General features: G+C 61.5%; 24 protein-coding genes and 1 tRNA gene. 14 read left to right on the top strand and 11 right to left on the bottom strand.

Going from position 1 to position 20124, the window contains the following annotated elements:
* Positions 1-156: 156 nt before the first annotated feature.
* Positions 157-417 (top strand): DNA-binding protein, encoded by a 261-nt coding sequence (locus NCR98_RS05785; protein WP_244828011.1) that lies wholly within the window; start codon positions 157-159, stop codon positions 415-417.
* 39 nt (positions 418-456) lie between these two features.
* On the opposite strand, the gene NCR98_RS05780 is transcribed toward NCR98_RS05785, so the two are convergent.
* From NCR98_RS05780 to NCR98_RS05770, 3 genes are all read right to left on the bottom strand, one after another.
* Positions 457-747 (bottom strand): putative quinol monooxygenase, encoded by a 291-nt coding sequence (locus NCR98_RS05780; RefSeq protein ID WP_244827725.1) that lies wholly within the window; start codon positions 745-747, stop codon positions 457-459.
* A gap of 457 nt (positions 748-1204) precedes the next feature.
* Positions 1205-2398, bottom strand: coding sequence for an NlpB/DapX family lipoprotein (gene bamC, locus NCR98_RS05775; RefSeq protein WP_250508909.1), 1194 nt, complete (start codon positions 2396-2398; stop codon positions 1205-1207).
* Between the two features lie 55 nt (positions 2399-2453).
* Entirely contained in the window at positions 2454-2720 is a 267-nt protein-coding gene (locus NCR98_RS05770; RefSeq protein WP_250525730.1) for a hypothetical protein, read from the bottom strand.
* A 134-nt stretch (positions 2721-2854) separates the two neighbouring features.
* Between NCR98_RS05770 and NCR98_RS05765 the strand changes: the two genes are divergently transcribed.
* The gene (locus NCR98_RS05765) at positions 2855-3328 is read left to right on the top strand and encodes a DUF2844 domain-containing protein (RefSeq protein ID WP_244827723.1); all 474 of its coding nucleotides are present in this window, start codon (positions 2855-2857) and stop codon (positions 3326-3328) included.
* 14 nt (positions 3329-3342) lie between these two features.
* Positions 3343-4662, top strand: coding sequence for a DUF3443 domain-containing protein (locus tag NCR98_RS05760; RefSeq protein ID WP_250525729.1), 1320 nt, complete (start codon positions 3343-3345; stop codon positions 4660-4662).
* 65 nt (positions 4663-4727) lie between these two features.
* Here NCR98_RS05760 and pcaC read toward each other — a convergent pair whose 3' ends face one another.
* From pcaC to NCR98_RS05730, 6 genes are read right to left on the bottom strand one after another with little or no spacing between them, the layout of a single operon-like run.
* Positions 4728-5114, bottom strand: coding sequence for a 4-carboxymuconolactone decarboxylase (pcaC, locus tag NCR98_RS05755; protein ID WP_244827721.1), 387 nt, complete (start codon positions 5112-5114; stop codon positions 4728-4730).
* Positions 5111-5905: a 3-oxoadipate enol-lactonase gene (pcaD, locus tag NCR98_RS05750; RefSeq protein ID WP_250525728.1), complete on the bottom strand. Its 795-nt coding sequence runs from the start codon at positions 5903-5905 to the stop codon at positions 5111-5113. The genes pcaC and pcaD overlap by 4 nt, the downstream gene beginning before the upstream one ends.
* A 27-nt stretch (positions 5906-5932) precedes the next feature.
* A complete protein-coding gene (locus tag NCR98_RS05745; protein WP_250525727.1) occupies positions 5933-7291 on the bottom strand; it encodes a 3-carboxy-cis,cis-muconate cycloisomerase in 1359 nt (452 codons plus the stop codon).
* Positions 7292-7295: 4 nt separating this feature from the next.
* Complete coding sequence (gene pcaF, locus NCR98_RS05740) at positions 7296-8498, bottom strand: 3-oxoadipyl-CoA thiolase (protein WP_250525726.1); 1203 nt, start codon at positions 8496-8498, stop codon at positions 7296-7298.
* A 33-nt stretch (positions 8499-8531) separates the two neighbouring features.
* Positions 8532-9188 (bottom strand): 3-oxoacid CoA-transferase subunit B, encoded by a 657-nt coding sequence (locus NCR98_RS05735; RefSeq protein WP_250525725.1) that lies wholly within the window; start codon positions 9186-9188, stop codon positions 8532-8534.
* A gap of 12 nt (positions 9189-9200) precedes the next feature.
* On the bottom strand, positions 9201-9905 hold the full coding sequence (locus NCR98_RS05730) for a 3-oxoacid CoA-transferase subunit A (RefSeq protein ID WP_244827716.1): 705 nt from the start codon (positions 9903-9905) through the stop codon (positions 9201-9203).
* 220 nt (positions 9906-10125) lie between these two features.
* Here NCR98_RS05730 and NCR98_RS05725 point away from each other — a divergent pair, with 220 nt between their 5' ends.
* The 5 genes from NCR98_RS05725 (at position 10126) to NCR98_RS05705 (ending at position 13723) form a co-directional block, all read left to right on the top strand.
* The gene (locus NCR98_RS05725; protein ID WP_250492240.1) at positions 10126-10938 is read left to right on the top strand and encodes an IclR family transcriptional regulator; all 813 of its coding nucleotides are present in this window, start codon (positions 10126-10128) and stop codon (positions 10936-10938) included.
* A 75-nt stretch (positions 10939-11013) separates the two neighbouring features.
* Complete coding sequence (locus NCR98_RS05720) at positions 11014-11937, top strand: LysR family transcriptional regulator (RefSeq protein WP_250525724.1); 924 nt, start codon at positions 11014-11016, stop codon at positions 11935-11937.
* Between the two features lie 125 nt (positions 11938-12062).
* Complete coding sequence (locus NCR98_RS05715) at positions 12063-12983, top strand: LysR family transcriptional regulator (RefSeq protein WP_250525723.1); 921 nt, start codon at positions 12063-12065, stop codon at positions 12981-12983.
* Between the two features lie 157 nt (positions 12984-13140).
* Positions 13141-13557, top strand: coding sequence for a hypothetical protein (locus tag NCR98_RS05710; protein WP_244827712.1), 417 nt, complete (start codon positions 13141-13143; stop codon positions 13555-13557).
* An 89-nt stretch (positions 13558-13646) separates the two neighbouring features.
* Positions 13647-13723: transfer RNA gene (locus NCR98_RS05705), tRNA-Pro, on the top strand.
* Positions 13724-14147: 424 nt separating this feature from the next.
* Here NCR98_RS05705 and NCR98_RS05700 read toward each other — a convergent pair.
* Entirely contained in the window at positions 14148-14600 is a 453-nt protein-coding gene (locus NCR98_RS05700; protein ID WP_244827711.1) for a winged helix-turn-helix transcriptional regulator, read from the bottom strand.
* A gap of 124 nt (positions 14601-14724) precedes the next feature.
* Here NCR98_RS05700 and NCR98_RS05695 point away from each other — a divergent pair, with 124 nt between their 5' ends.
* Together NCR98_RS05695 and NCR98_RS05690 are read left to right on the top strand one after the other, a co-directional pair.
* Positions 14725-15360: an NADPH-dependent F420 reductase gene (locus tag NCR98_RS05695; RefSeq protein ID WP_250525722.1), complete on the top strand. Its 636-nt coding sequence runs from the start codon at positions 14725-14727 to the stop codon at positions 15358-15360.
* Positions 15361-15412: 52 nt separating this feature from the next.
* Positions 15413-16351 carry an SDR family oxidoreductase gene (locus NCR98_RS05690; protein WP_250525721.1) on the top strand — a complete coding sequence of 313 codons (939 nt, stop codon included), beginning with the start codon at positions 15413-15415 and terminating at the stop codon, positions 16349-16351.
* Positions 16352-16411: 60 nt separating this feature from the next.
* On the opposite strand, the gene NCR98_RS05685 is transcribed toward NCR98_RS05690, so the two are convergent.
* The gene (locus NCR98_RS05685) at positions 16412-16780 is read right to left on the bottom strand and encodes a winged helix-turn-helix transcriptional regulator (protein WP_250525720.1); all 369 of its coding nucleotides are present in this window, start codon (positions 16778-16780) and stop codon (positions 16412-16414) included.
* A gap of 109 nt (positions 16781-16889) precedes the next feature.
* On the opposite strand from NCR98_RS05685, the gene NCR98_RS05680 reads away from it, so the two are divergent.
* From NCR98_RS05680 to NCR98_RS05665, 4 genes are all read left to right on the top strand, one after another.
* On the top strand, positions 16890-17624 hold the full coding sequence (locus tag NCR98_RS05680) for an SDR family NAD(P)-dependent oxidoreductase (RefSeq protein ID WP_250492282.1): 735 nt from the start codon (positions 16890-16892) through the stop codon (positions 17622-17624).
* A 199-nt stretch (positions 17625-17823) separates the two neighbouring features.
* Positions 17824-18219 carry a nuclear transport factor 2 family protein gene (locus NCR98_RS05675; protein WP_250525719.1) on the top strand — a complete coding sequence of 132 codons (396 nt, stop codon included), beginning with the start codon at positions 17824-17826 and terminating at the stop codon, positions 18217-18219.
* An 83-nt stretch (positions 18220-18302) separates the two neighbouring features.
* Positions 18303-18683, top strand: a complete 381-nt coding sequence (locus tag NCR98_RS05670; protein WP_250525718.1) for a CatB-related O-acetyltransferase — start codon at positions 18303-18305, stop codon at positions 18681-18683.
* A gap of 516 nt (positions 18684-19199) precedes the next feature.
* On the top strand, positions 19200-19607 hold the full coding sequence (locus NCR98_RS05665; RefSeq protein WP_244827705.1) for a hypothetical protein: 408 nt from the start codon (positions 19200-19202) through the stop codon (positions 19605-19607).
* The last annotated feature ends 517 nt before the right edge of the window (positions 19608-20124 follow it).

Here is a 20124-nt window from a genome sequence, read left to right as displayed (position 1 = left end):
GAGTCGTTCATCGCGAAACGTGCATTGCGAACAAACGGCCTGCGGGCCGTTTGTTCATTGAAACGTGGCGAACGAATCGCGCATGGCGTGTGCTACATTGCGCATCGTCTTTTTAACGATTCAACCGTGGAGCGCACTGACCGTGCGAACGACAGCATGAGCAATATCCAGCTCGATATCGAATGGACCGAGGCGGCATCGCGCAAAATCGAGAAACTGATGCCGCGCAACGCCAGCAAGGACGCCTATCTGGCACTGCCGCCGGTCGAATGTCTGCCGATGGAAGGCGATGTGCTTTTCCTTGGGCCGTCGGGCAAGCAGCAACCGTTTATCGTGGCCGAGCGTCAATATCATCACGACGGCGATGCGGACTGGACCATCATTCTGATCCTCGACGTCCCGCACGAAACGCACTAACGACCCAACGGCATCCGCGCCGTTCATTCACGCCGCAGTTCAGAGAATCTTGCCTGCGACGTGAACCTCGCCGTGCTCGGCCAGTTCCGGCGACTTGGCGCGAAACGCCTGGATATGCGCGGACTTGCCGTGCTCGGCGAGTGCCTCTTCGCTTTCCCAACGCTCGACGAAGATGAAGCGGCGCGGTTCCTTCACATCGCGATGCAGGTCGTATTGCAACGCGCCGCGTTCCTTGCGAGTCGGCTCGACATTCGCTTCGAGCACTTTCCTGAGTTCCTCTTCCTTGCCTGGCTTCGCGACAAAAATAGCGACGACAGCGACTTCCGACATAAGTGTTCTCCTCGTTTCAATGTTGGGATGGAACGCGAAGCATAACCGCGCGCGGTGCACTCTGCCGTTTTCGATCCACAAAGAAAAAACCCGCGTTCCGAATGAAACGCGGGTAAAAACCGTCGCCCTACGAGGATAGGCGACGGGGCCATCGGGGTTCGCGAGAACGCGAACCATTATTCGTTTGTCCTGTATCGGCGCTTCGCTGCACCGTGTTCGCCGATGACGTAATGTACTGTCCACTCGGTCGTTTTCTATAAGCTTTTGCGCACATAGCGCGATAGAAAGAATCCTCTGCGCAATAAGCGCGGAACGCTCGCATATGCGTTCAATCGCACGACCCATTTTTTCGCTATCGGCTTAACTTGTCGCGCCGAGAAAGGTTGACGAAAAAAAACCGCCTCGATGACGAGGCGGTTTGCACACGATGAGAGCCCGAAGGCTGCGAACGCGATGTTCAGCCGATCTGACCGGCCAACAAGGCCATGATCTGACGCGCTTGCGGCGACGAATCGAGCTGACCTTTGTCGTCGACGATTGCGACGCGTGTTTGCTGTTCGGTGACCGCGCGCACGTTGACCTGATATTGCTTCGCGACCATTTCCTTGCGGCCGTGGAACACTTGGCTCCAAAAGCCCTGCTCGGCCGATGTCTTGTCGTTCGGATCGACGTAACGCACGTAGTAGACGCCACGCCCACGGTCGCGATCGTCCACGGTGAAGTTCGCCCGATCCAGCGCGATGCCCACGCGCAGCCACGCGCGGTCGTAGGCTTCGGGCAGGGTCAGTTCCGATGTCGTGGCTTCGGGTACGGCTTCGTTGCGAATGGGGCTGTTGCCTGCGTTGACCGCGTTCTGCGCGGCAACCGATGCAGCCTTCTTGTCGCCAGCCTTGGCGCTCGCCGCCGCGGCGGTCGCGCCCGGCAAAGACGTGCCGCCCGCTTGACGCGTGTCCGCGTTGGTAAGCGAAGTCATCAAACGGCGCAGGTATTCGTTTTCAAGCGCGGGGTCGTTCGGACGCGCCTGCCACTGGCTCGTGTCGTTGTTTACGCCGGTCAACGCTTCACGCATGCCCTTCTGGCTGATGAACACGTACGTGCCGCCGTTGGGCGCCGCTTCGAGACGCGTGCGGTATTTGTTGCGCTCGGCCGTGACATAGGAATTGCCCGTGGCCTTGGAGAGCGTGTCGCGAATCAGGCCATCTGAAATTTGCGGATGCGTTTCGTTCCAGTCGGTTTCCATCACGCCTTTATCGCGTTGATCGACGACGAGCAAGAAGCCCTGCTCTTGCCAGAACCGGCGGATCTGCGGCCAGACCTGATCGGGCGCGCGGTCGTCGACGACGAGCCAGCGCTCGGCGCCATCGCGCTGAATGCGCATGCCCGTGATTGGCGGCACCACCGTGGGCGCGGTGGGTGCGACCTTCTGGACTTGCTGCAGATCGGAAAGGGATGTCTGCCCGCCCTGTGGCGGCAGCGAACGCTGATCGACGGCTTCGTCGAGCAGGTTCGGCGGATTCGCGAGGGTTTCCTGCTTGGAGCGCTGATCGCTCTTGTAGTTGATCGCGTTAGGTGAAGACGTGCCGCAACCCGCCACGATTCCTGCCACTGCGACGACCGCAGCAACCCGCCTGGTTACACGAAAATCTGTCATGTCTGGAAAGTCCTTCCGCAACGCCACGGGTTCTTCCGTGGATCAACCCAGCATTTTACCGGTCTGGCGGTGTCTCTGGCAAAAAGAGGCCGGTTTCGTTTTCCGCCACGCTCGTCGCGATATTGATCCACGGAAACTGGATGCTTTTTGTCGCCGAGATTTGTTGGCAATTCGCCATCGGCAGCGAATGCGCTTTTGTTGCGGTCAAAAGGCATGGATGCACCCAAGCCATTAAATCGTCTTCGCCTCGAAATGACAATTTATGACAGTCTCGAAAATAGGCGATTTGGCTTTTCGAGCTTCGTAACGTACTGATTTTCAAGGCACCACGCCCGTCTTTCGAAGGCTTTTCGCGGCTTTCGAGTGCCTCGGGCGACGGTATCGCCCATCCCCTTCTTCCCTCTAGAATCGCTCTCAAAATTAAGACTTATCTGAGTGAAACTGAGAGAGGAACACGTGACTACGCCAAGACATACGCTAAGAAATCCTCATTACCTCGCGGCGGCCTGCATCGCGCTCGGCGGATCGATGGCCGCGCCTGCACAAGCGCAACTCGGCGCGATAGCGCGCAGCGCCGTATTTTCGCCAGGTGTCGTCGCGCATCGATCGACGCACGGCCTGCTCGATTACGTCGAAACGACGGACGCGAACGGCATCGTCGTGCGCGAATACGTCGCGGCCAGCGGCGCCGTGTACGCAATCTCCTGGCGCGGACCGGCCATGCCCGACACAGAAGCGCTGCTCGGCGCGTACTTTCAGCGCTTCAAGGACGGCGCGAACGCTTCGTCGGGCGATGCCGGTCTGCACGCGACGCGCATCGCGAATGGCGATCTCGTCGTCGAAAATCACGTGCGGCTGCGTGAGTTCAGTGGCCGCGCATGGCTCGTGAGCGCGCTTCCAGTTGGCGTATCCACCGCCGATATTCAATGACGATGGAGGCACGCATGCCTATTCGCACGCATCTCACGCTTCTTATGGTCACCGCACTGACCTTGACCGCATGCGGCGGTGGCGGCGTTTCCGACAGCGCCACGCCGGCACCCGCGGCACCTGCACAAGCCAGCGCGCCCGCGACGGCCAGCGCGCCGGGCACGGCAAGCGTCCCGGCCGCGGCAAGCGCCGCCAGCAGCGCCAGCGCGGCATCCGCACCGAGCGCCGACTCCACCACCGTCGTGCAATCGACCACGCCGAACGTGCAGACCATCACCGTCACCAGCACGCCAACTCGCACGCGCAACATGCTGCAGACGAGCGTCACTATCTGCGTGCCGGGCACGAATACTTGCCAGACCATCGACAACATCCAGGTCGATACCGGCTCGCACGGGCTGCGCGTGCTGGCGTCGGCACTGAACTCGCAAATCGCGCTGCCGCTCGTCGCGGCAAGCGGTTCGAACGGGTTCGTCGCCGAATGCTCGGTGTTTGGCACGGGCTACACATGGGGCGCCGTGCGCACCGCCGATGTGCGGCTCGCCGGCCAAGTCGCGGGGGCAACCTCCGTGCAGTTGATCGCCGATGCATCGACGCCCACGGCGCCCGCCGATTGCGCACAGTCCGGCCTGCCGATGCTCGACGCATCGAAGCTGCGCGGCAACGGCATTCTCGGCGTCGGTCCGTTCACCGCCGATTGCGGCGCGGGCTGCGCCGCCTCCGCCATGCCGCGCTGGTACTACACCTGCAACGCGGGCGGCGGTTGCACGGCGAGCAGCTTGCCGGTTGCGCAGCAGGTGACCAATCCGGTCGCCAACTTCGCCGCCGACAACAACGGCGTGCTGATCGAACTCCCCGCCATTCCAGCCGCAGGCGCATCCGCGGTCACGGGGACGATGACCTTCGGCATCGGTTCGCAGGCGAACAATCTACTCGGCTCGGCGACGGTGTTGAAATCGAGTTCGTCTTCCGGCTATGTGTCGACGAGCTTCGGCGGCAGTCAGTATGGGACGAGCTTCATCGACAGCGGATCGAATGGGTTGTTCTTCCCTTCGACGAGCATCACGACATGCGGCGCGTGGTATTGCCCGGCGGCGACGCAAGCCTTGAGCGCGACCGTGCGTTCGACGAGCGGCATCACGACCGACGTCTCGTTCAGCGTCGCGCAATCGACCACGTTGATCGCAAGCGGCAATTTTGCGTTCAGCAATCTCGCCGGACCGTCGAGCGGATACTTCGACTGGGGCTTGCCATTCTTCTTTGGTAGACGCGTGTTCACGGCGCTCGAAGGACGCGCGACGCCCGCAGGAAACGGGCCGTATTACGCGTTCTGAAAAGCCGAGGGCCGTTCGCGATGAACGGCCCTCGGCTTGACATGCCGCAACAGGCGGAAAGCTACTTACTTCTTCTGCGCCTCTTCCTCGAAGATCTTCTGCGCCAGATGGAACGCTGAGTTCGCGGCCGGCACGCCGCAATACACGGCCGTCTGCAACAGCACTTCCTTGATCTCGTCCTGCGTCACGCCGTTGTTCTTCGCGGCGCGCAGATGCAACGCGAGTTCCTCGCCACGATTGAGCGCGACCATCATCGCGATGGTGAGAAGGCTGCGCGTATGACGCGGCAAGCCATCGCGCGTCCAGATTTCGCCCCACGCATAGCGCGTGATGAAGTTCTGGAAATCCGTGGTGAGATCGGTGCGGTTGGCAAGCGAGCGGTCCACGTGCGCATCGGACAGCACCGCGCGGCGCACCTTCATGCCGGCTTCGTAACGTTCGTCATCAGTCATGGTTGTTCTCCGAGAAAGTCGAGCACGGCGCGCGTGTAATCGTCGCGCTTCTCGATGTTCGACAAATGCGCCGCGTCCAGTTCGACGTAGCGCGCGCCTTCGATATAACCCGCCAGTTCGCGGCCCTGCTCGGCTGTCGTCGACAGATCGTGCGTGCCTGCGATCACGAGCACCGGCAGCGCGATGGTCTTCGCTTCGGCGCGCAGGTCGGCGTCGCGGATCGCTTCGCAATTCGACGCGTAGCCTTCGCCCTCCGTATGCCGGAAGACATCGCGGATGTTGGCGAGCACGAGCTGTTCGCGCTCGATGAACGGCGCAGTGAACCAGCGCGCGATCACGGCGTCGGTCAGCGACGGCATGCCGCCTGCTTCACGCGCTTTCGCGGCGCGCGGCGTCCACACCGCATCCGAGCCGATGAGCGCCGCCGTGTTCGACAGCACCACGCGCGAGAAACGTTCGGGATGACGCGCGGCGAGCCCGATGCCCGTGAGTCCGCCCATCGACAGACCGCAGTAATGCGCGCGTTCGATACCGAGATGATCGAGCAGCCCGACGACATCGCTGATCAACTGATCGATGGTGTACGGCCCCGCTGGCGCGTCCGAATGGCCGTGGCCGCGCGTGTCGTAACGCACCACGCGGTAGTGCTCGGCGAACGCTTCGACTTGCGGCGTCCACATGGAGACATCGGCGCCGAGCGAATTCGACAGCACGAGCCACGGGGCGTCATGGCCCGCGCGGGCATCGACTCGATAGTGAATCCGGGTACCGTTGATAGCGGCAAGGGGCATGCTGTATCGCTCCTGAATCTTGTGCGCTCACGCGTTCGCGCGATGAAGCTCGAGCGCGGCCTCGACGAAGGCCTGTGCCTGACCGGCGTAGTTCGCCGGATCGAGCAAGGATTTCAACTGTTGTTGCGAAAGATGCTGCGTGACGGTTTCGTTCGCGGCGAGCACTTCGAAGAGAGACTGGCCGCTTGCCACCGCCGCCTTCGACGACTGCTCGACGAGCTTGTGCGCATCCAGCCGGCCGATGGCGTCGCCGAGCGCGAGCATGACCGCTTCGCCGAGCACGAGACCGTTGGTCGCGTCGAGATTCCGCGCGAGCCGCGCGACGTTCACTTCGAGACCCGGCACGATGCCCTTGATATTCGACAACGCGCCCGCCGTAAGCCGCGCGAGATCGGGCAGCGCTTCCCATTCCGCCTGCCAGCCGCCGAGCGCGCGTTCGTGTTCCTGCACCATGCCCGCGAAAACCGTCGCGACGAGATTGGGCGCGCGCGTCGCGGCAGTCAGCACCGCCGCGCAACTCACGGGATTGCGCTTGTGCGGCATGGTGGACGACCCGCCCTTGCCTGCCGCGGCCGGCTCGGCGAGTTCGCCGAGTTCGGTCTGCATCATGAGCGAGATGTCGCGCGCGATCTTGCCAAGCGTGCCCGTGAGCATGCCGAGAAACGCCGCCGCCTCCGCGATGCGATCGCGTTGCGTATGCCAAGGCAGCGCGGGCAGGGCGAGCTGAAGTTCATCGGCGAGCGACTGCGCCACCGGCAAGGCCTTGTCGCGCAGACTCGCCAGCGTGCCCGCCGCGCCGCCGAATTGCAGCACGAACACGCGCGATTTCAGTTCGTACAGACGCCCGCGATGACGCGTCACCGCATCCAGCCATTGCGCGAACTTGAGACCGAGCGTGATTGGCAGCGCCTGTTGCAACCATGTGCGGCCGATCATCGGCGTCGCGTGATGCTTCTGCGCTTGCTGCGCGAGCGATGCCGCGAGTTCGCGCAGATCGGCATCGATCAGTTCGAATGCGGCGCGCAGTTGCAGCATGACGCCCGTGTCGATGATGTCCTGACTCGTCGCGCCCCAATGCACGTACTTCGCGGCCTCGGCGTCGCCGGCCTTCACCACGGCGGTCAATTGCTTGACGAGCGGAATCGCGAGATTGCCGCCAGCGGCCGCGCCGGTCATCAACGCGCCGGCGTCGATGTTGTCGGCATTGCACCCGGCGACGATCGCATCGACCGCGCTCGCCGGAACCACGCCATGCTCCGCCGACGCACGCGCGAGCGCCGCTTCGACATCGAGCATGGCCTGCACCGTCGCGCGCGCCGACCATAGCGCGTTGGCGGCCTCGTTGCCGCAGATGAGATCCGTGAGACGACCGGTCGAGGCGAACATGTCCTTAGACACGCTCGATGACCATCGCAATGCCCTGGCCCACGCCGATGCACATGGTGCAGAGCGCGAAGCGCCCGCCCGTGCGCTGCAACTGATAGCTCGCGGTCGTCACGAGCCGCGCGCCGGACGCGCCGAGCGGATGTCCGAGCGCGATCGCACCGCCGTTCGGGTTGACGCGAGGATCGTCGTCGGCAATGCCGAGCATGCGCAGCACGGCGAGCCCTTGCGAGGCGAAGGCTTCGTTCAGTTCGATCACATCGAACTGGTCGATCGTCATGCCAAGGCGCGCCAACAGCTTCTGCGATGCGGGCGCCGGTCCGATACCCATCACGCGCGGTTCGACACCCGCGGTCGCGATGCCGAGAATGCGCGCGCGCGGCGTGAGGCCATGACGCTTCGCGCTTTCTTCGTCGGCGATCAGCATGGCGACGGCGCCATCGTTCACGCCCGACGCGTTGCCCGCCGTCACCGAGCCGTCCGGACGCACCACGCCCTTCAGCTTCGCGAGCGTTTCGAGACTCGTCTCACGCGGATGCTCGTCCTGCGACACGACGAGCGCGTCGCCCTTCTTCTGGGCGATGCTGACCGGCGTGATTTCCTGCGCGAGCGTGCCGTCCTTCTGCGCGCGCGATGCTTTCTGCTGACTGCGCAACGCGAACGCGTCCTGATCGGCGCGGCTCACCTTGTAGTCGTCGGCGACGTTCTCGGCGGTTTCGGGCATCGAGTCGACGCCATAGAGCTTCTTCATCAGCGGATTGACGAAGCGCCAGCCGATGGTCGTGTCGTAAATCTCGGCCTGACGCGAGAACGCGCTCGTCGCCTTGCCCATCACGAACGGCGCACGGCTCATGCTCTCGACGCCGCCCGCGATCAAAAGGCTCGCCTCGCCCGACTTGATGGCGCGCGCCGCGATGCCGACCGCATCCATGCCCGAACCGCACAGGCGGTTGACCGTCGAACCGGGCGTGCCCACAGGCAAGCCGGCAAGCAACGCCGACATGCGCGCGACGTTGCGATTGTCTTCGCCCGCCTGATTCGCGCAGCCGTAGATCACTTCCTCGACGGCTTCCCAGTCCACTTCCTTGTTGCGTTCGACGAGCGCGCGCAGCGGCACGGCGCCCAGGTCGTCGGCACGCACGGAAGACAGCGAACCGCCGTAACGGCCGATCGGCGTGCGGATGGCATCACATACGAAAGCTTCTTTCATCGGTCAACTCCAGTTATCTCTCAGGCGAAGCGTTTATGCAGCCTCGGACAGCGGCACGTATTGCAGCGGCACCTGGGCCAGCTTTTGCAGTTCGTCGAACGACAGACCTTCCACCATCTCGCGCACGACAAAGCCTTCCGGCGTCACGTCGAACACGGCGAGGTCCGTATACACGCGATCCACGCACTGTACGCCCGTCACCGGATAAGAACACTCGGCCACGAGCTTGCTCTCGCCTTGCTTCGTGAGCAGTTCCATCATCACGTACACCTGCTTGGCGCCGATGGCCAGGTCCATTGCGCCGCCGACGGCGGGAATCGCATCGGGTGCGCCGGTGTGCCAGTTGGCGAGGTCGCCCGTCGCCGAGACCTGGAACGCGCCGAGCACGCAGAAATCGAGATGGCCGCCGCGCATCATCGCGAAGGAATCGGCGTGATGGAAGAACGCGCCGCCCGTCAACAGCGTGACGTGCTGCTTGCCGGCGTTGATGAGTTCGTCGTCCTCTTCGCCCTTCGCGGGCGCGGGACCCATGCCGAGCAGGCCGTTTTCGCTATGGAGGAAGATTTCGCGATCCGCCGCGAGATGATTGGCGACGAGCGTCGGCACGCCGATACCGAGGTTCACATACGCGCCTTCGGGAATGCCCGCGGCCACGCGGCGGGCCATTTCGTCACGGGAAAGTTTCTTCATGGCTTCGATCCTTCAGGATGCAAGTTCAGCTTCGAGTTCGGCGGCATGCACCGCCTGCGGCACTTCGACGACACGTTGCACGAAGATGCCCGGCGTCACGATGTTCTCGGGGTCAAGCTCGCCGAGCGGCACGACCTTCGACACCTGCACGATGGCGGTCTTCGCGGCGCTCGCCATGATCGGCCCGAAGTTGCGCGCCGTCTTACGATAGACCAGATTGCCCCAGCGGTCGCCCTTATAGGCCTTCACGAGCGCGAAGTCGGCGTGTAGCGGCGCTTCGAGCACGTAGTGCTTGCCGTCGATCACGCGGGTTTCCTTGCCTTCGGCGAGCTTCGTGCCGTAGCCGGTCGGCGTGAAGAATCCGCCGATGCCCGCGCCCGCCGCTCGAATGCGCTCCGCGAGATTACCCTGCGGCACGAGTTCGAGTTCGATTTCGCCCGCGCGGTAGAGCGCGTCGAAGACGTGCGAGTCGGTCTGACGCGGAAACGAACAGATGATCTTGCTGACGCGCTTCGCCTTCAGCAAGGCGGCGAGACCCGTGTCGCCATTGCCCGCGTTGTTGTTGACGATGGTGAGATTGCGCGCGCCCTGTTCGATGAGCGCGTCGATCAGTTCCGAGGGCATGCCCGCCGTGCCGAAACCGCCGATCATGATGGTCGCGCCGTCCTGCACATCCGCCACCGCCGACGCGAGCGAGTCGAAAATCTTGTTGATCATTGCCGTACTTTCTCCTGTGTCGAACCGACTTGCGTGTCAGCGGCTGCTTGAAGCAAACGCATCTCGGGGTTTACCTGTGCGCCGACAAGCTTGCTTCGAAATGTTCGATATGCGAACATGGATTCGTTAAGCGAACATCGGCATGTTAGTCCCCGGTTCTTTGTCGTGTCAACGAAGCATGCGCGAAGTGCGGGTTTGTACGGGTCTTCACGCTTTCAATATGTCCACTCCAACGAATGCCGACGCGGATTCATCCGATAACCCCGCGCGTCCCGGCGACGCCTACGTGCAATCGTTCGCGCGCGGGCTCTCGGTCATCCGCTCGTTCGACGCGAACCGCCCGGCGCAGACGCTCACCGATGTCGCCGCCGCGACCGGCTTAACGCGCGCGGGCGCGCGGCGCATTCTCCTTACGTTGCAGGCGCTCGGTTATGTCGAAGCCGACGGCCGCCTCTTCCAGCTCACACCGAAGATTCTCGACCTGGGCTTCGCCTATCTCACGTCGATGCCGTTCTGGAATCTCGCCGAGCCGGTCATGGAAGAACTCGTCGCGCAAGTTCACGAAAGCTGCTCGGCGGCGGTGTTGAACGGCGCGGAGATCGTCTACGTGCTGCGCGTGCCGACCCACAAGATCATCACGCAAAATCTGTCGATCGGCAGCCGTCTGCCCGCTTTCTGCACGTCGATGGGCCGCGTGCTTTTCGCCGCGCTCGACGACGCGCAACTCGACGAAGCACTCGATGCCAGCGAACTCGTCGCGCGCACGCCGCACACCATCGTCGACAAGACTGCGCTCAGGGAATCGATCGCGCTCGTGCGGCGCCAGGGCTGGGCTATCGTCGATCAAGAACTGGAAGAAGGATTGATCTCGCTATCGGCGCCCATTCGCGACCGGCAAGGCCGCGTGATCGCCGCGCTGAACCTCTCCGGCAACGCGCAGCGCAAGAGCGCGAAGCAAATGGTGAAGTCGTTCCTGACGCCGCTGCAGGAAGCGGCGCAGCGCGTGTCGGACATGGTTGCGCGGCGTGGATGATCCGCGAGACACTCCACTATCCGCGAGGCGAATGCCGCATGACGCACTATTTCGCCGGACGATAACGACGGCCGCATGACCGACCTCGACCTGAATCTGATCCCGTTCCTCGTCGCGATAGAGGAGACGCGCAACGTGAGCCGCGCCGCCGAGCGACTCGGCGTGAGTCAGCCGCGCGTGTCGACGGCGCTCGGACGGTTGCGCGAATATTTCAACGACCCGCTGTTCGTGCGGACCTCGCGCGGCATGGAGCCGACGCCGCGCGCCCTGGCGCTCGTGCCGGCGGCGCGCGAGGCGCTCGGGCGGATCGAACGCGGTTTGCTCGATACGCAGCACTTCGATCCCTCATCGAGCACCGACACGTTCTCGATAGCGCTGTCGGATGTCGGCGAGATCGTGTTTTTGCCGCGCTTGTTGCAGGCGTTCGCAACCGAGGCGCCGCAAGCGAATCTGCGGTCTGTGTCGGCTTCACACGGCGATGTCGAGCGCGGACTCGAAGCCGGCTCGATCGATCTGGCGGTCGGCTATTTTCCCGATCTGCGCGGCAACAACTTCTTCCAGCAGCGGCTCTTTTCGCACCGGTTCATCTGTCTCATGCGGCGCGATCATCCCTTCGCGCGCGAGCCTCTCACGCTCGAACGCTTCTGCGCATGCGGCCACGCGGTCGTGCGCGCCGAGGGACGCAGTCAGGAGATACTCGAAAATCATCTCGACAAGGAACGCGTGCGGCGCCGCGCCGTGCTGGAAACGCCGCACTTCATGAGCTTGCCGTTCATTTTGTCGCATACGGATCTCATCGCGACGGTGCCGCATGCGATCGGCTTCGCTTATGTGGCCGAACACGCGTCGATCACGCTCGCCGAGCCGCCGCTCGCGCTGCCGAGGTTCGATCTGCGGCAGCATTGGCATCGCAAGTTTCAAAACGATCCACGCACGAGTTGGCTGCGCGGCGTCGTTGCCTCGCTCTTCAACGACGCACTCGACGAATGGCCGAAGTGACGGGCAGCTTTCCCCCGACGTGCGCCGATGTCTAAGACGCCCGCTCCGGCTTGCGTCCAAGCGGCTCTCATCCGCAGATAAATCCGGCTAACATTGGCGTTTTGTTTCCTCGGAGGAAATGATCGATGGATGCGCTCACCAGTCTTCGCGTATTCCGCGAGGTCGTCGAAGCCGGGAGTTTCGTGAAGGCGGCCGAACGGCTAGACATCTCGACCGCGATGACGAGCAAACACGTCGCCAACCTCGAACGCCATTTGAACGTGCGGTTGCTGAATCGAACGACGCGGCATCTCAGCCTGACCGAAGCCGGCAACGTTTATTACGAACAGTGCAGCGAGGCGCTCGACATCCTGCGCGCGGCAGAAGCCGCGGTCGGCACGCAGACGGCGCAGCCGCATGGCGTGCTCAAGGTGACCGCGCCGGGCTGGTTCGCCAATCGTAAGTTCGCGGATTTGCTGGTGGCTTATCAGGCGCGTTATCCGGATGTGCTCGTCGATCTGCGTCTTGAGAACCGCTTCGTCGATCTGGTCGAGGAAGGCTACGACATGGCCTTGCGCGCGACGTCCGAGCCGTCGCCCTCGCTCATCGTACGGCCGTTGTGCCGGATGCCGTTCGTGCTGGCGGCATCGCCTGCGTATATCGAACGGCATGGGCCGGTGCGGCATCCCAACGACATGGCGCGGCATCGCGTCGTGCTGCCGACTTACACCACTATCGAGACGGTTACGCTGACGGGCGCGGACGGCGCGTTCACGGTCAGGAATCAGCCGGTGCTGAAGACCAACGATACGTCGATGGCGCTCCAGCTCGTGCGCGCCGGGATGGGCCTGGCGTATCTGCCGGCGTGGATCGTCGATCCCGAACTGGGCGCGGGCAACTTGCTGCGCGTGCTGCCGGGCTACGAAGCGTTCGCGCCGTCGGTGTATGCGGTGTACACGAGCCGCAAGTACATGACGACGAAGGTCAGAACCTTCATCGATTTCTTGTCGGACTCGCTGAACGATCAAGAACCAAGGAAGACCGAATCACGACAGAATTCGGATTAGTCGTAGATTAAGAATACTCGTATTCAAGCGCTGCTTGCCGTGTGTGAATATCGCGCCCAATTCCCGGTTTGGCCTTCCACGATCTGGTTATCACGGATTGTGACGATCGCCGCTGGGGAGGTTGGCTCTTTCACGCATCATCATTGGCATAGCGCACATGGACTTCTTTCCCTGGCTCCCCTTGTTGTTCAACCTCTTGCTTCTGTGCGCGGTGATGTTCGTCTGCCGCACGATCAACGCAAGTCACGGCAAGCTGCTGTGGAATGGCGCACTCGTGTTCTTCATCTTCTGCTTTCTGGCAATGGCTCTCGACTTCGTACTGACGATGGTCTTTGCGTCCGCGAGTTTTCATGATCACACGCAGTATGAAAGCATCGCGACGCGGAGCAAGTGGAGCGAACGCGTGCTGAGTTACCTGATTCCTTGTGTCGTGTCGGCGTTGTTGGCACAGCGCTTTCGCAAGCGTCAGCGCGCAGCGCTTGCGCGCAAGCGGCGCGTGCCGACGCTGCGTAACAATGACGCCCCTGTTTCGATCAAGACTTCCCCTTACACGCAGTCTGAACTCAGGCTGTGAGCATTTTCGAGTAGATTCGACGAGTCCGAACACGAATTTCGTCGAAGCAGTTCTACTATTCGTTTCGCTCTGATATACTTTCGCTCTTTCGGGGCGTAGCGCAGCCTGGTAGCGTACCTGCATGGGGTGCAGGTGGTCGGAGGTTCAAATCCTCTCGCCCCGACCAAATTAAGCCCGCGTAATCTTTCGATTACGCGGGTTTTCTCATTTGTATGCCCATGGCGGAAGAAGCGATTCTGACGGCTTCCAAATGAACGCCGCCGAAGCGCATTGCGTACAGTCAAGATGAAACTCCTGCGCGGCTGAATCGTCATCTCGTCTTGCGCGCGCGTGGCGTGTGCTACGGCGGACTGAAGGGCGTCGATGTAGTGGTCGCGCTTTCTCTGCATCCGTTATCGCTTTCGCCCGAATGTCTTAGACCGCGTACGAAATGGAGCTGAAGTCGGCGCGACTTTTCGCCCGCTCAGGCCACTGAACCTCAGTCACGGTCTTCAGAACCGTTCTCGACATCGGGCCGCTATTCGCCGCACCTCTCGGCTAGCCATGCGCGGATCGTTTATGGACGTAGCACGGTATGCCTGCCGTCCTGTCTATTCCTTGCTCTCCGGAAACATACATCCGCCATTCCGAACCAGCGTCTTCACCTCTTCGCTCACCAGCAGGGGGCTTTGTCTTAATCGGGCAATGAAAGCCTTACTTCGCCGAACGTACGACTTTGAATCGTACTTCGCGCTCCATAGGACGATGTTGAGCACGACAGGGATGAGGTCCAAGCCCTTCTCGGTCAGCGTGTAGAAGTCACGGCGCCCATCGTCGGGGCTGGGCGCCCTCGAGAGAATTCCTTGTTCCTCAAGAAACGCAAGGCGGGACGCAAGGACATTGGTCGCGATTCCCTCTTCCGATCTCAGAAACTCGCCATACGTCTTCTTGCCAACAAAGACGATGTCGCGAATGATCAAGAGCGACCACCGGTCGCCAAAGATCTCCACGCCGTAGTTCACCGCGCAATGGGATCGAAGGTCTTCTTTGGATGTCGTCTTCATGGCCGAATATTAACATCGCTTGCATGAAGCAAGTAAATTTCCTCGTTTACTTGTTTTTTGCAAGTTATGTGAATAGGATGGTTGCCAGTGGTTACGAGCACCACCCAACTCACCAGGAGACTGCATGAGCACGATCAGCATCATTGGCACAGGCGGCATGGCCGCAGCGATCGGCGGCCTTGCCGCCAATGCGGGTCACATAGTCGAGGTAATGAGTCGCGACGCTACCAAGGCGCGGGCGCTTGCCGAAGAGTTTGGAGCCAACGCGACGACAGGAACGTTCGGCGTCGCCCCGGCCGGGGACATGGTCATCCTGGCGCTTCCCTACCCAGCCGTTCTCGACGTGGTGAAGCAATACGGGAACGAGCTTGCAGGCAAGGTTCTCGTGGACATCACCAATCCCATCGCCTCCGATCACGTGAGCTTCGTGACTCCGGGCGACAGCTTCGGCGCGCGGGAGATCGCCAAGGCCGCGCCTACCGACGCGAAAATCGTCAAGGCGTTCAACACCCTGTTTTCTCACGTCCTGGCTGCCGATCCAGTAGAGGGCCGCCTGTTGGACGTGTTCATCGCCGGGGACGACGCACAGGCGAAAGCACGCGTCTCGGCATTCGTCGCGAGCCTCGGACTGCGCCCGATGGATACCGGGCCGCTGCTCATGGCGAAGACGCTGGAGCACGTCAGCCTGCTGTCGCTGGGACTCCTCACTCACTCCGTCAAGCACGCCAACTTCTCAATCGGCGTCAGCCTGCTCGGCTGATTGCATCGGTGCCACGACATCTCGCATCACATCTTCTGGAGGGAGCAATAACATGCACGTTTTCGTCACGGGCGGAACCGGCCATATCGGTTCGTACATCATTCCCGAGCTCATTGCCGCCGGCCATGAGGTAACCGGCCTCGCCAGGTCGGACAAATCAGCGGCGGCGGTGTCCGCGCTCGGCGCAAAGGTGCGTCGCGGCGATATATCCGATCTTAGTGAACTGAAGGCCGCGGCGTCGGAGTCAGACGGTGTCATCCATGTCGCGCATAGACAAGACCTGCTTCCCTCTGGCGGGCTCGATGCCGTGGCCGCCGCGGAACTCAAGATCATGCTCGCGTATGGCGACGCACTGGCCGGAACCGGCAAGCCGCTGGTCGTGTCGGCGAGCATCGGCTCACCCGGATGGGAAAGCCTCGGCCGGCCCGTCAGCGAGGACGACCCTGCCCTTCCGGCCGGCGATGCATACAAAGGAACGCTGCGAGTTCGTAACGTCGTGGAGCTCGCCGTGATCGCACTCGCGCAGCGGGGCGTGCGGTCTTCGGTCGTGCGGATTCCTCCCATCGCGCACAGCACGAGCGATGCCGGCTTCCTCCCGTTGCTGATTGCGCTCGCAAAGGACAAGGGCGTCATCGGTTATCCGGGAGACGGCGCAAACTTGTGGCCGGCCGTGCATGGCCGCGACCTCGCCACCTTGTTCCGTCTCGCGCTGGAGAAAGGTCCGGCTGGCAAAAGTTGGCACGGCATCGAGGGCGAGGGCATCGCTTTGCGCGAGATCGCCGAGGCCATCGGCAGCCGCCTGGGCCTGCCGGCCGTGAGCATTCCCATCGACGTGCTGATGCTGCCGGGATACTTTGGCTTCCTGACAAACCTGGTCACGCTGGACCTTCCGGCGTCCAATCTCATCACGCGCCAGGCTCTCGACTGGAAGCCTGCCCAGCCCGGCCTGATCGAGGACCTCGACAATGGCCACTACTTCCCTGCTCTTTGAGTGGCGAAAACAGCGCGGGCACGTTTTGATAGCGCGTTAAACGTGGATGTCGGCTGTCTTCTATTTCAACCTGTCGCGCTCAGCGAGCATGTTCACCATTTCGGCCATATTCTCGGTTCCCCAAGTGCACAGCGGGACGATCTTGTCGGCCAGGCTTCGACCGAGCGGCGTCAGCGTGTAGTCCACGCGCGGTGGCACCTCCTGATAGTCGGTCCGCGCGAGAACGCGATCGGCTTCGAGTTCCTTCAATTGCTGGATCAGCACCTTGGCGCTGACGCCGTGGACATTGCGCTTGAGTTCGCCATAGCGCTTCGGGCCGTCGAGCAGGAAGTACAAGATCAGTGGCTTCCATTTGCCCGCGATGATGCTGAGGGTCGCGGCTAGCCCGTAAGAGTAGCGGCCACCGCAGGTCGGAGAACAGTCGGTCATTTTCGTGCTTACCAAAAGGTGCATACTTGTTCTTAGGTTAGTCCAACTGCATACTTGTTTCAAGCAAGCAATTCCTGCTTCCGTACAACTTGAAAGAAGGATGCACGACATGACCAGACTTAACGGAAAGACGGCTGTCATCACCGGTGGCGCCACGGGCATTGGCCGCGCGGCAGCAAAGCGCTTCATCGAGGAAGGCGCTTTCGTCTTCATCTTCGGCCGTCGGCAAGACGCACTCGACGATGCCGTGGCCGACCTCGGGCCCAATGCCCGCGCGGTAAAGGGCTCGGTCTCGGATGAGGCCGACCTCGACCGACTTTATGCTGCGGTGAAGGACGAGCGCGGGACCCTCGATATCGTCTTTGCGAATGCCGGCGCGGGAAGCCAGCTAGCGCTCGGCAAGATCACCGCCGAGCACATCGACGAAGCCTTCGACACCAATGTGAAGGGTTCGATCTTCACGGTCCAGAAGGCGTTGCCGCTGATGCGCGATGGCGGTTCTATCATCCTGACCGGATCGAGCGCCGGCACTACGGGCGCTCCTGGAATGAGCGCCTACAGCGCGAGCAAGGCGGCCGTGCGCAACCTCGCGCGAACGTGGGCGGAGGACCTGAAAGGCACCGGCATCCGTGTGAACGTGTTGTCACCCGGGGCGACGGCAACCGAACTCGCGAAGGAAGCGCTGGGCGAGGAAGGCCAGAAGATTTTCGCCTCGATGACTCCGCTTCAGCGCATGGCCGATCCGGCCGAGATCGGAGCGGTGGCTGCCTTTCTCGCGTCGTCGGACAGCAGCTTCATGACCGCCAGCGAGGTGGCCGTCGACGGCGGCTTGGCGCAACTTTGATGTGTTGTGGCGGCTCTGGCTAACGTCGTTCGCAGTGCCCCTTCAGTGGGCTTGTCGGTCGACGGCGGAAAGCGTGGGTCCTAAGTGCCGCGTGTTGGACTGCAAAACGCGCGGCACATCGATCGAGCAGCGGCCGTCCGACGTAAAAGCGCGACCTGTTCCAGTTGCGGGCTTGTGTCACAAACATGGAGAGATACCGATGAGCACACGAGCGAACGTCCAGGTCGTGAAGGATTTCTTTGCCGCGCTGGGCAGCGGCGATAAGCAAGCTTTGCTGGCCATTTCCGCAGAAGACATCGAGTGGATCGTTCCGGGCGAGTGGGCGCTGGCCGGCACCCACCGTGGACACGCGGACTTGGCGAACCTGTTGCAGAAGGCTTCCGAGATGGTGGATACGTCCTACCCCGCCCCGCCCGAATTCGTTGCTCAGGGTGACCGGGTTCTGGTCGTCGGCTTCGCGACGGGCAGAATCAAAGCCACGAACAAGACCTTCGAAGACCACTGGATCTTTGCCATCACCGTTCGCAATGGCAAGGTCGCGAGCATCCGCGAGTACATCGACACGCTTGCACTGGCCCGGGCCTCCGAACTTTAAGGCTAGTCGTTGTGTTGGGCGACGGAAGATCAGCAAGTCGCTGCGTTCGTAGTCTTTGCTCAATTGCTCAGGGAGCAACATTCGTGTTAGGCGGCGAGCATCCGAAGCTTTCGTTGTCTACGAACACGACGCTGCATCAAATAAATGCTTCCAATAGATGGAAGGGAGACGTCGTCATTGGCAACGATGTCTGGGTCGGCGCAAACACCACCATCCTTTCAGGCGTTACGATCCACACCGGAGCGATCATCGGGGCGGGCGCCACGATCAGCAAAGATGTTCCTGCTTACGCGATAGTCGTCGGTAATCCGCAGCGCGTTCTGCGTTATCGCTTCGAGCCAGACGTGATAGCCCGATTACTCGACTCACGTTGGTGGGAACACAATCCGGAGACGTTGAATCCGCTCTTGATGAAGAGCACAGATATAAATGATTTTCTGATGCTGTTTGAGAATTCGGTTTGAGGGATGGCGAATTCGTTTGGCGTCTTGTTCATTCGCTTCTCGTTCAACGATGAGGAATGCGTCTCTAAAGGACCACGGGTGATGAAGCCGCACTGTCCTCTCTACAAACTCCTGTAGGCGTGTCCGATACCGGCTCCGCTTGCGGCATCGACGCTTTGCCGATCCTAGCTGTACTCTCTTGTGCGGAAACGCCTTGCCCGTTATCGCCGAGCAGATCCTAATGCCAAAAATCATTTGACCCATGCTTCGATGCGGACAACCGCTTCTTCGCGCAATCTATCGACAAATCATCGGATCAGTTCGAGCGGCCACGATTGTTAGGCACACGCAGTGTTTGCCGTTGCACCTTGATCGCCACCTAAAAGACTGCGAGGCACGCGAGTGTCATGCAAATCACGCCAAACTTTCGACAGACCTGACGCTGATTGCGGCGTTTCGTTAAGTGGCGCACTCAACTTCTAACCAGACTGCCTCATATTCCGATCATGATCATTAAATAAAAAATCGGGGCGTGCCGTGTCAGCCATTCTCTCAGTTGTCGTCCGCGGTGCCACCGCCAGCCTCCACTATCTCGGGCGTCGAGACAAGAAGCCGGAGGTGACAGCGGATGCACTCGCACATGTCTATCGTGAAGTGCTCGGAACGCTCGCCGAGCTTTCGGGCGTTGTGTTCCGAGTCATGTATCAGACTGATCCTGAACGGCCTTGGCCCAAGGCCGTGCTTGAGGAACTAGAACGCAAGCACGCTGAAATCAAAGACCTGGCAAACACGTCCGGCCATCTGCTGCAAGTGGATGCTCTTGAAGCCTTGCAATTCATCGCCAATGGCGAGGCACGTCAGGCAGGCATGCAACAGTTCCTGGAAGCTATCGACGCCGCACATCAGGTGGTCAGTCGACAGTGCCGTCTTGCTCAACAGAGCTGATCTAGCGATTGCAAGCGTTGTCGTAATGCAATGGTCACTCGGCGCCAGGCGCCTGTAGTGATGATGCCTCTTGCTCCGCGAATACCGTCCTTTGTCAATCGACCGTCGGACAGGGACCACCGTCGCACATCCTGGACTTTACGAATGCATCGCCGCCAGAGAATTGCCGTGCTGCTCGAGATGGGCCGACTCGTCGTGCGAAATCCGAGAGTTGCTTATCCTCTTCTGACCATGCTCTCCCGCACGTGTGCAGAAAAATGGGCGGCAGTCGCCACGCCGAAGTTCATACGCGAAAATGGGCGCGCTAAAACGTTCAGATAGGTTTGCGCGCTGCATGCAATGCAAAAAACACTGAACTCGCGGCGTTCGCGATGATTGGCCGTGCCTGCCTTAACGCGATTTTGACGCGACGCTCAACGACCCGCTCACCGCATAAAAAAAGCAAGGCACCGAACCAGCGGGTAGAAGCTCGACGGACTATTCCGCCGTTAGTCCGCACAGAAGCGCTATTTTGTCC

This window comes from Caballeronia sp. GAWG2-1, from assembly GCF_023631405.1.
Taxonomy (GTDB): Bacteria; Pseudomonadota; Gammaproteobacteria; order Burkholderiales; family Burkholderiaceae; genus Caballeronia.
This window is presented reverse-complemented; position numbering and strand designations above follow the sequence as displayed.

What these genes read in the sequence shown, in the direction of transcription:
- NCR98_RS05785 (WP_244828011.1), top strand. Translation starts at nt 157, where the DNA reads ATGAGCAATATCCAGCTCGATATCGAATGGACCGAGGCGGCATCGCGC.
- NCR98_RS05780 (WP_244827725.1), bottom strand. Translation starts at nt 747, where the DNA reads ATGTCGGAAGTCGCTGTCGTCGCTATTTTTGTCGCGAAGCCAGGCAAG.
- bamC (WP_250508909.1), bottom strand. Translation starts at nt 2,398, where the DNA reads ATGACAGATTTTCGTGTAACCAGGCGGGTTGCTGCGGTCGTCGCAGTG.
- NCR98_RS05760 (WP_250525729.1), top strand. Translation starts at nt 3,343, where the DNA reads ATGCCTATTCGCACGCATCTCACGCTTCTTATGGTCACCGCACTGACC.
- pcaC (WP_244827721.1), bottom strand. Translation starts at nt 5,114, where the DNA reads ATGACTGATGACGAACGTTACGAAGCCGGCATGAAGGTGCGCCGCGCG.
- pcaD (WP_250525728.1), bottom strand. Translation starts at nt 5,905, where the DNA reads ATGCCCCTTGCCGCTATCAACGGTACCCGGATTCACTATCGAGTCGAT.
- NCR98_RS05745 (WP_250525727.1), bottom strand. Translation starts at nt 7,291, where the DNA reads ATGTTCGCCTCGACCGGTCGTCTCACGGATCTCATCTGCGGCAACGAG.
- pcaF (WP_250525726.1), bottom strand. Translation starts at nt 8,498, where the DNA reads ATGAAAGAAGCTTTCGTATGTGATGCCATCCGCACGCCGATCGGCCGT.
- NCR98_RS05735 (WP_250525725.1), bottom strand. Translation starts at nt 9,188, where the DNA reads ATGAAGAAACTTTCCCGTGACGAAATGGCCCGCCGCGTGGCCGCGGGC.
- NCR98_RS05730 (WP_244827716.1), bottom strand. Translation starts at nt 9,905, where the DNA reads ATGATCAACAAGATTTTCGACTCGCTCGCGTCGGCGGTGGCGGATGTG.
- NCR98_RS05725 (WP_250492240.1), top strand. Translation starts at nt 10,126, where the DNA reads ATGTCCACTCCAACGAATGCCGACGCGGATTCATCCGATAACCCCGCG.
- NCR98_RS05720 (WP_250525724.1), top strand. Translation starts at nt 11,014, where the DNA reads ATGACCGACCTCGACCTGAATCTGATCCCGTTCCTCGTCGCGATAGAG.
- NCR98_RS05715 (WP_250525723.1), top strand. Translation starts at nt 12,063, where the DNA reads ATGGATGCGCTCACCAGTCTTCGCGTATTCCGCGAGGTCGTCGAAGCC.
- NCR98_RS05710 (WP_244827712.1), top strand. Translation starts at nt 13,141, where the DNA reads ATGGACTTCTTTCCCTGGCTCCCCTTGTTGTTCAACCTCTTGCTTCTG.
- NCR98_RS05700 (WP_244827711.1), bottom strand. Translation starts at nt 14,600, where the DNA reads ATGAAGACGACATCCAAAGAAGACCTTCGATCCCATTGCGCGGTGAAC.
- NCR98_RS05695 (WP_250525722.1), top strand. Translation starts at nt 14,725, where the DNA reads ATGAGCACGATCAGCATCATTGGCACAGGCGGCATGGCCGCAGCGATC.
- NCR98_RS05690 (WP_250525721.1), top strand. Translation starts at nt 15,413, where the DNA reads ATGCACGTTTTCGTCACGGGCGGAACCGGCCATATCGGTTCGTACATC.
- NCR98_RS05685 (WP_250525720.1), bottom strand. Translation starts at nt 16,780, where the DNA reads ATGACCGACTGTTCTCCGACCTGCGGTGGCCGCTACTCTTACGGGCTA.
- NCR98_RS05680 (WP_250492282.1), top strand. Translation starts at nt 16,890, where the DNA reads ATGACCAGACTTAACGGAAAGACGGCTGTCATCACCGGTGGCGCCACG.
- NCR98_RS05675 (WP_250525719.1), top strand. Translation starts at nt 17,824, where the DNA reads ATGAGCACACGAGCGAACGTCCAGGTCGTGAAGGATTTCTTTGCCGCG.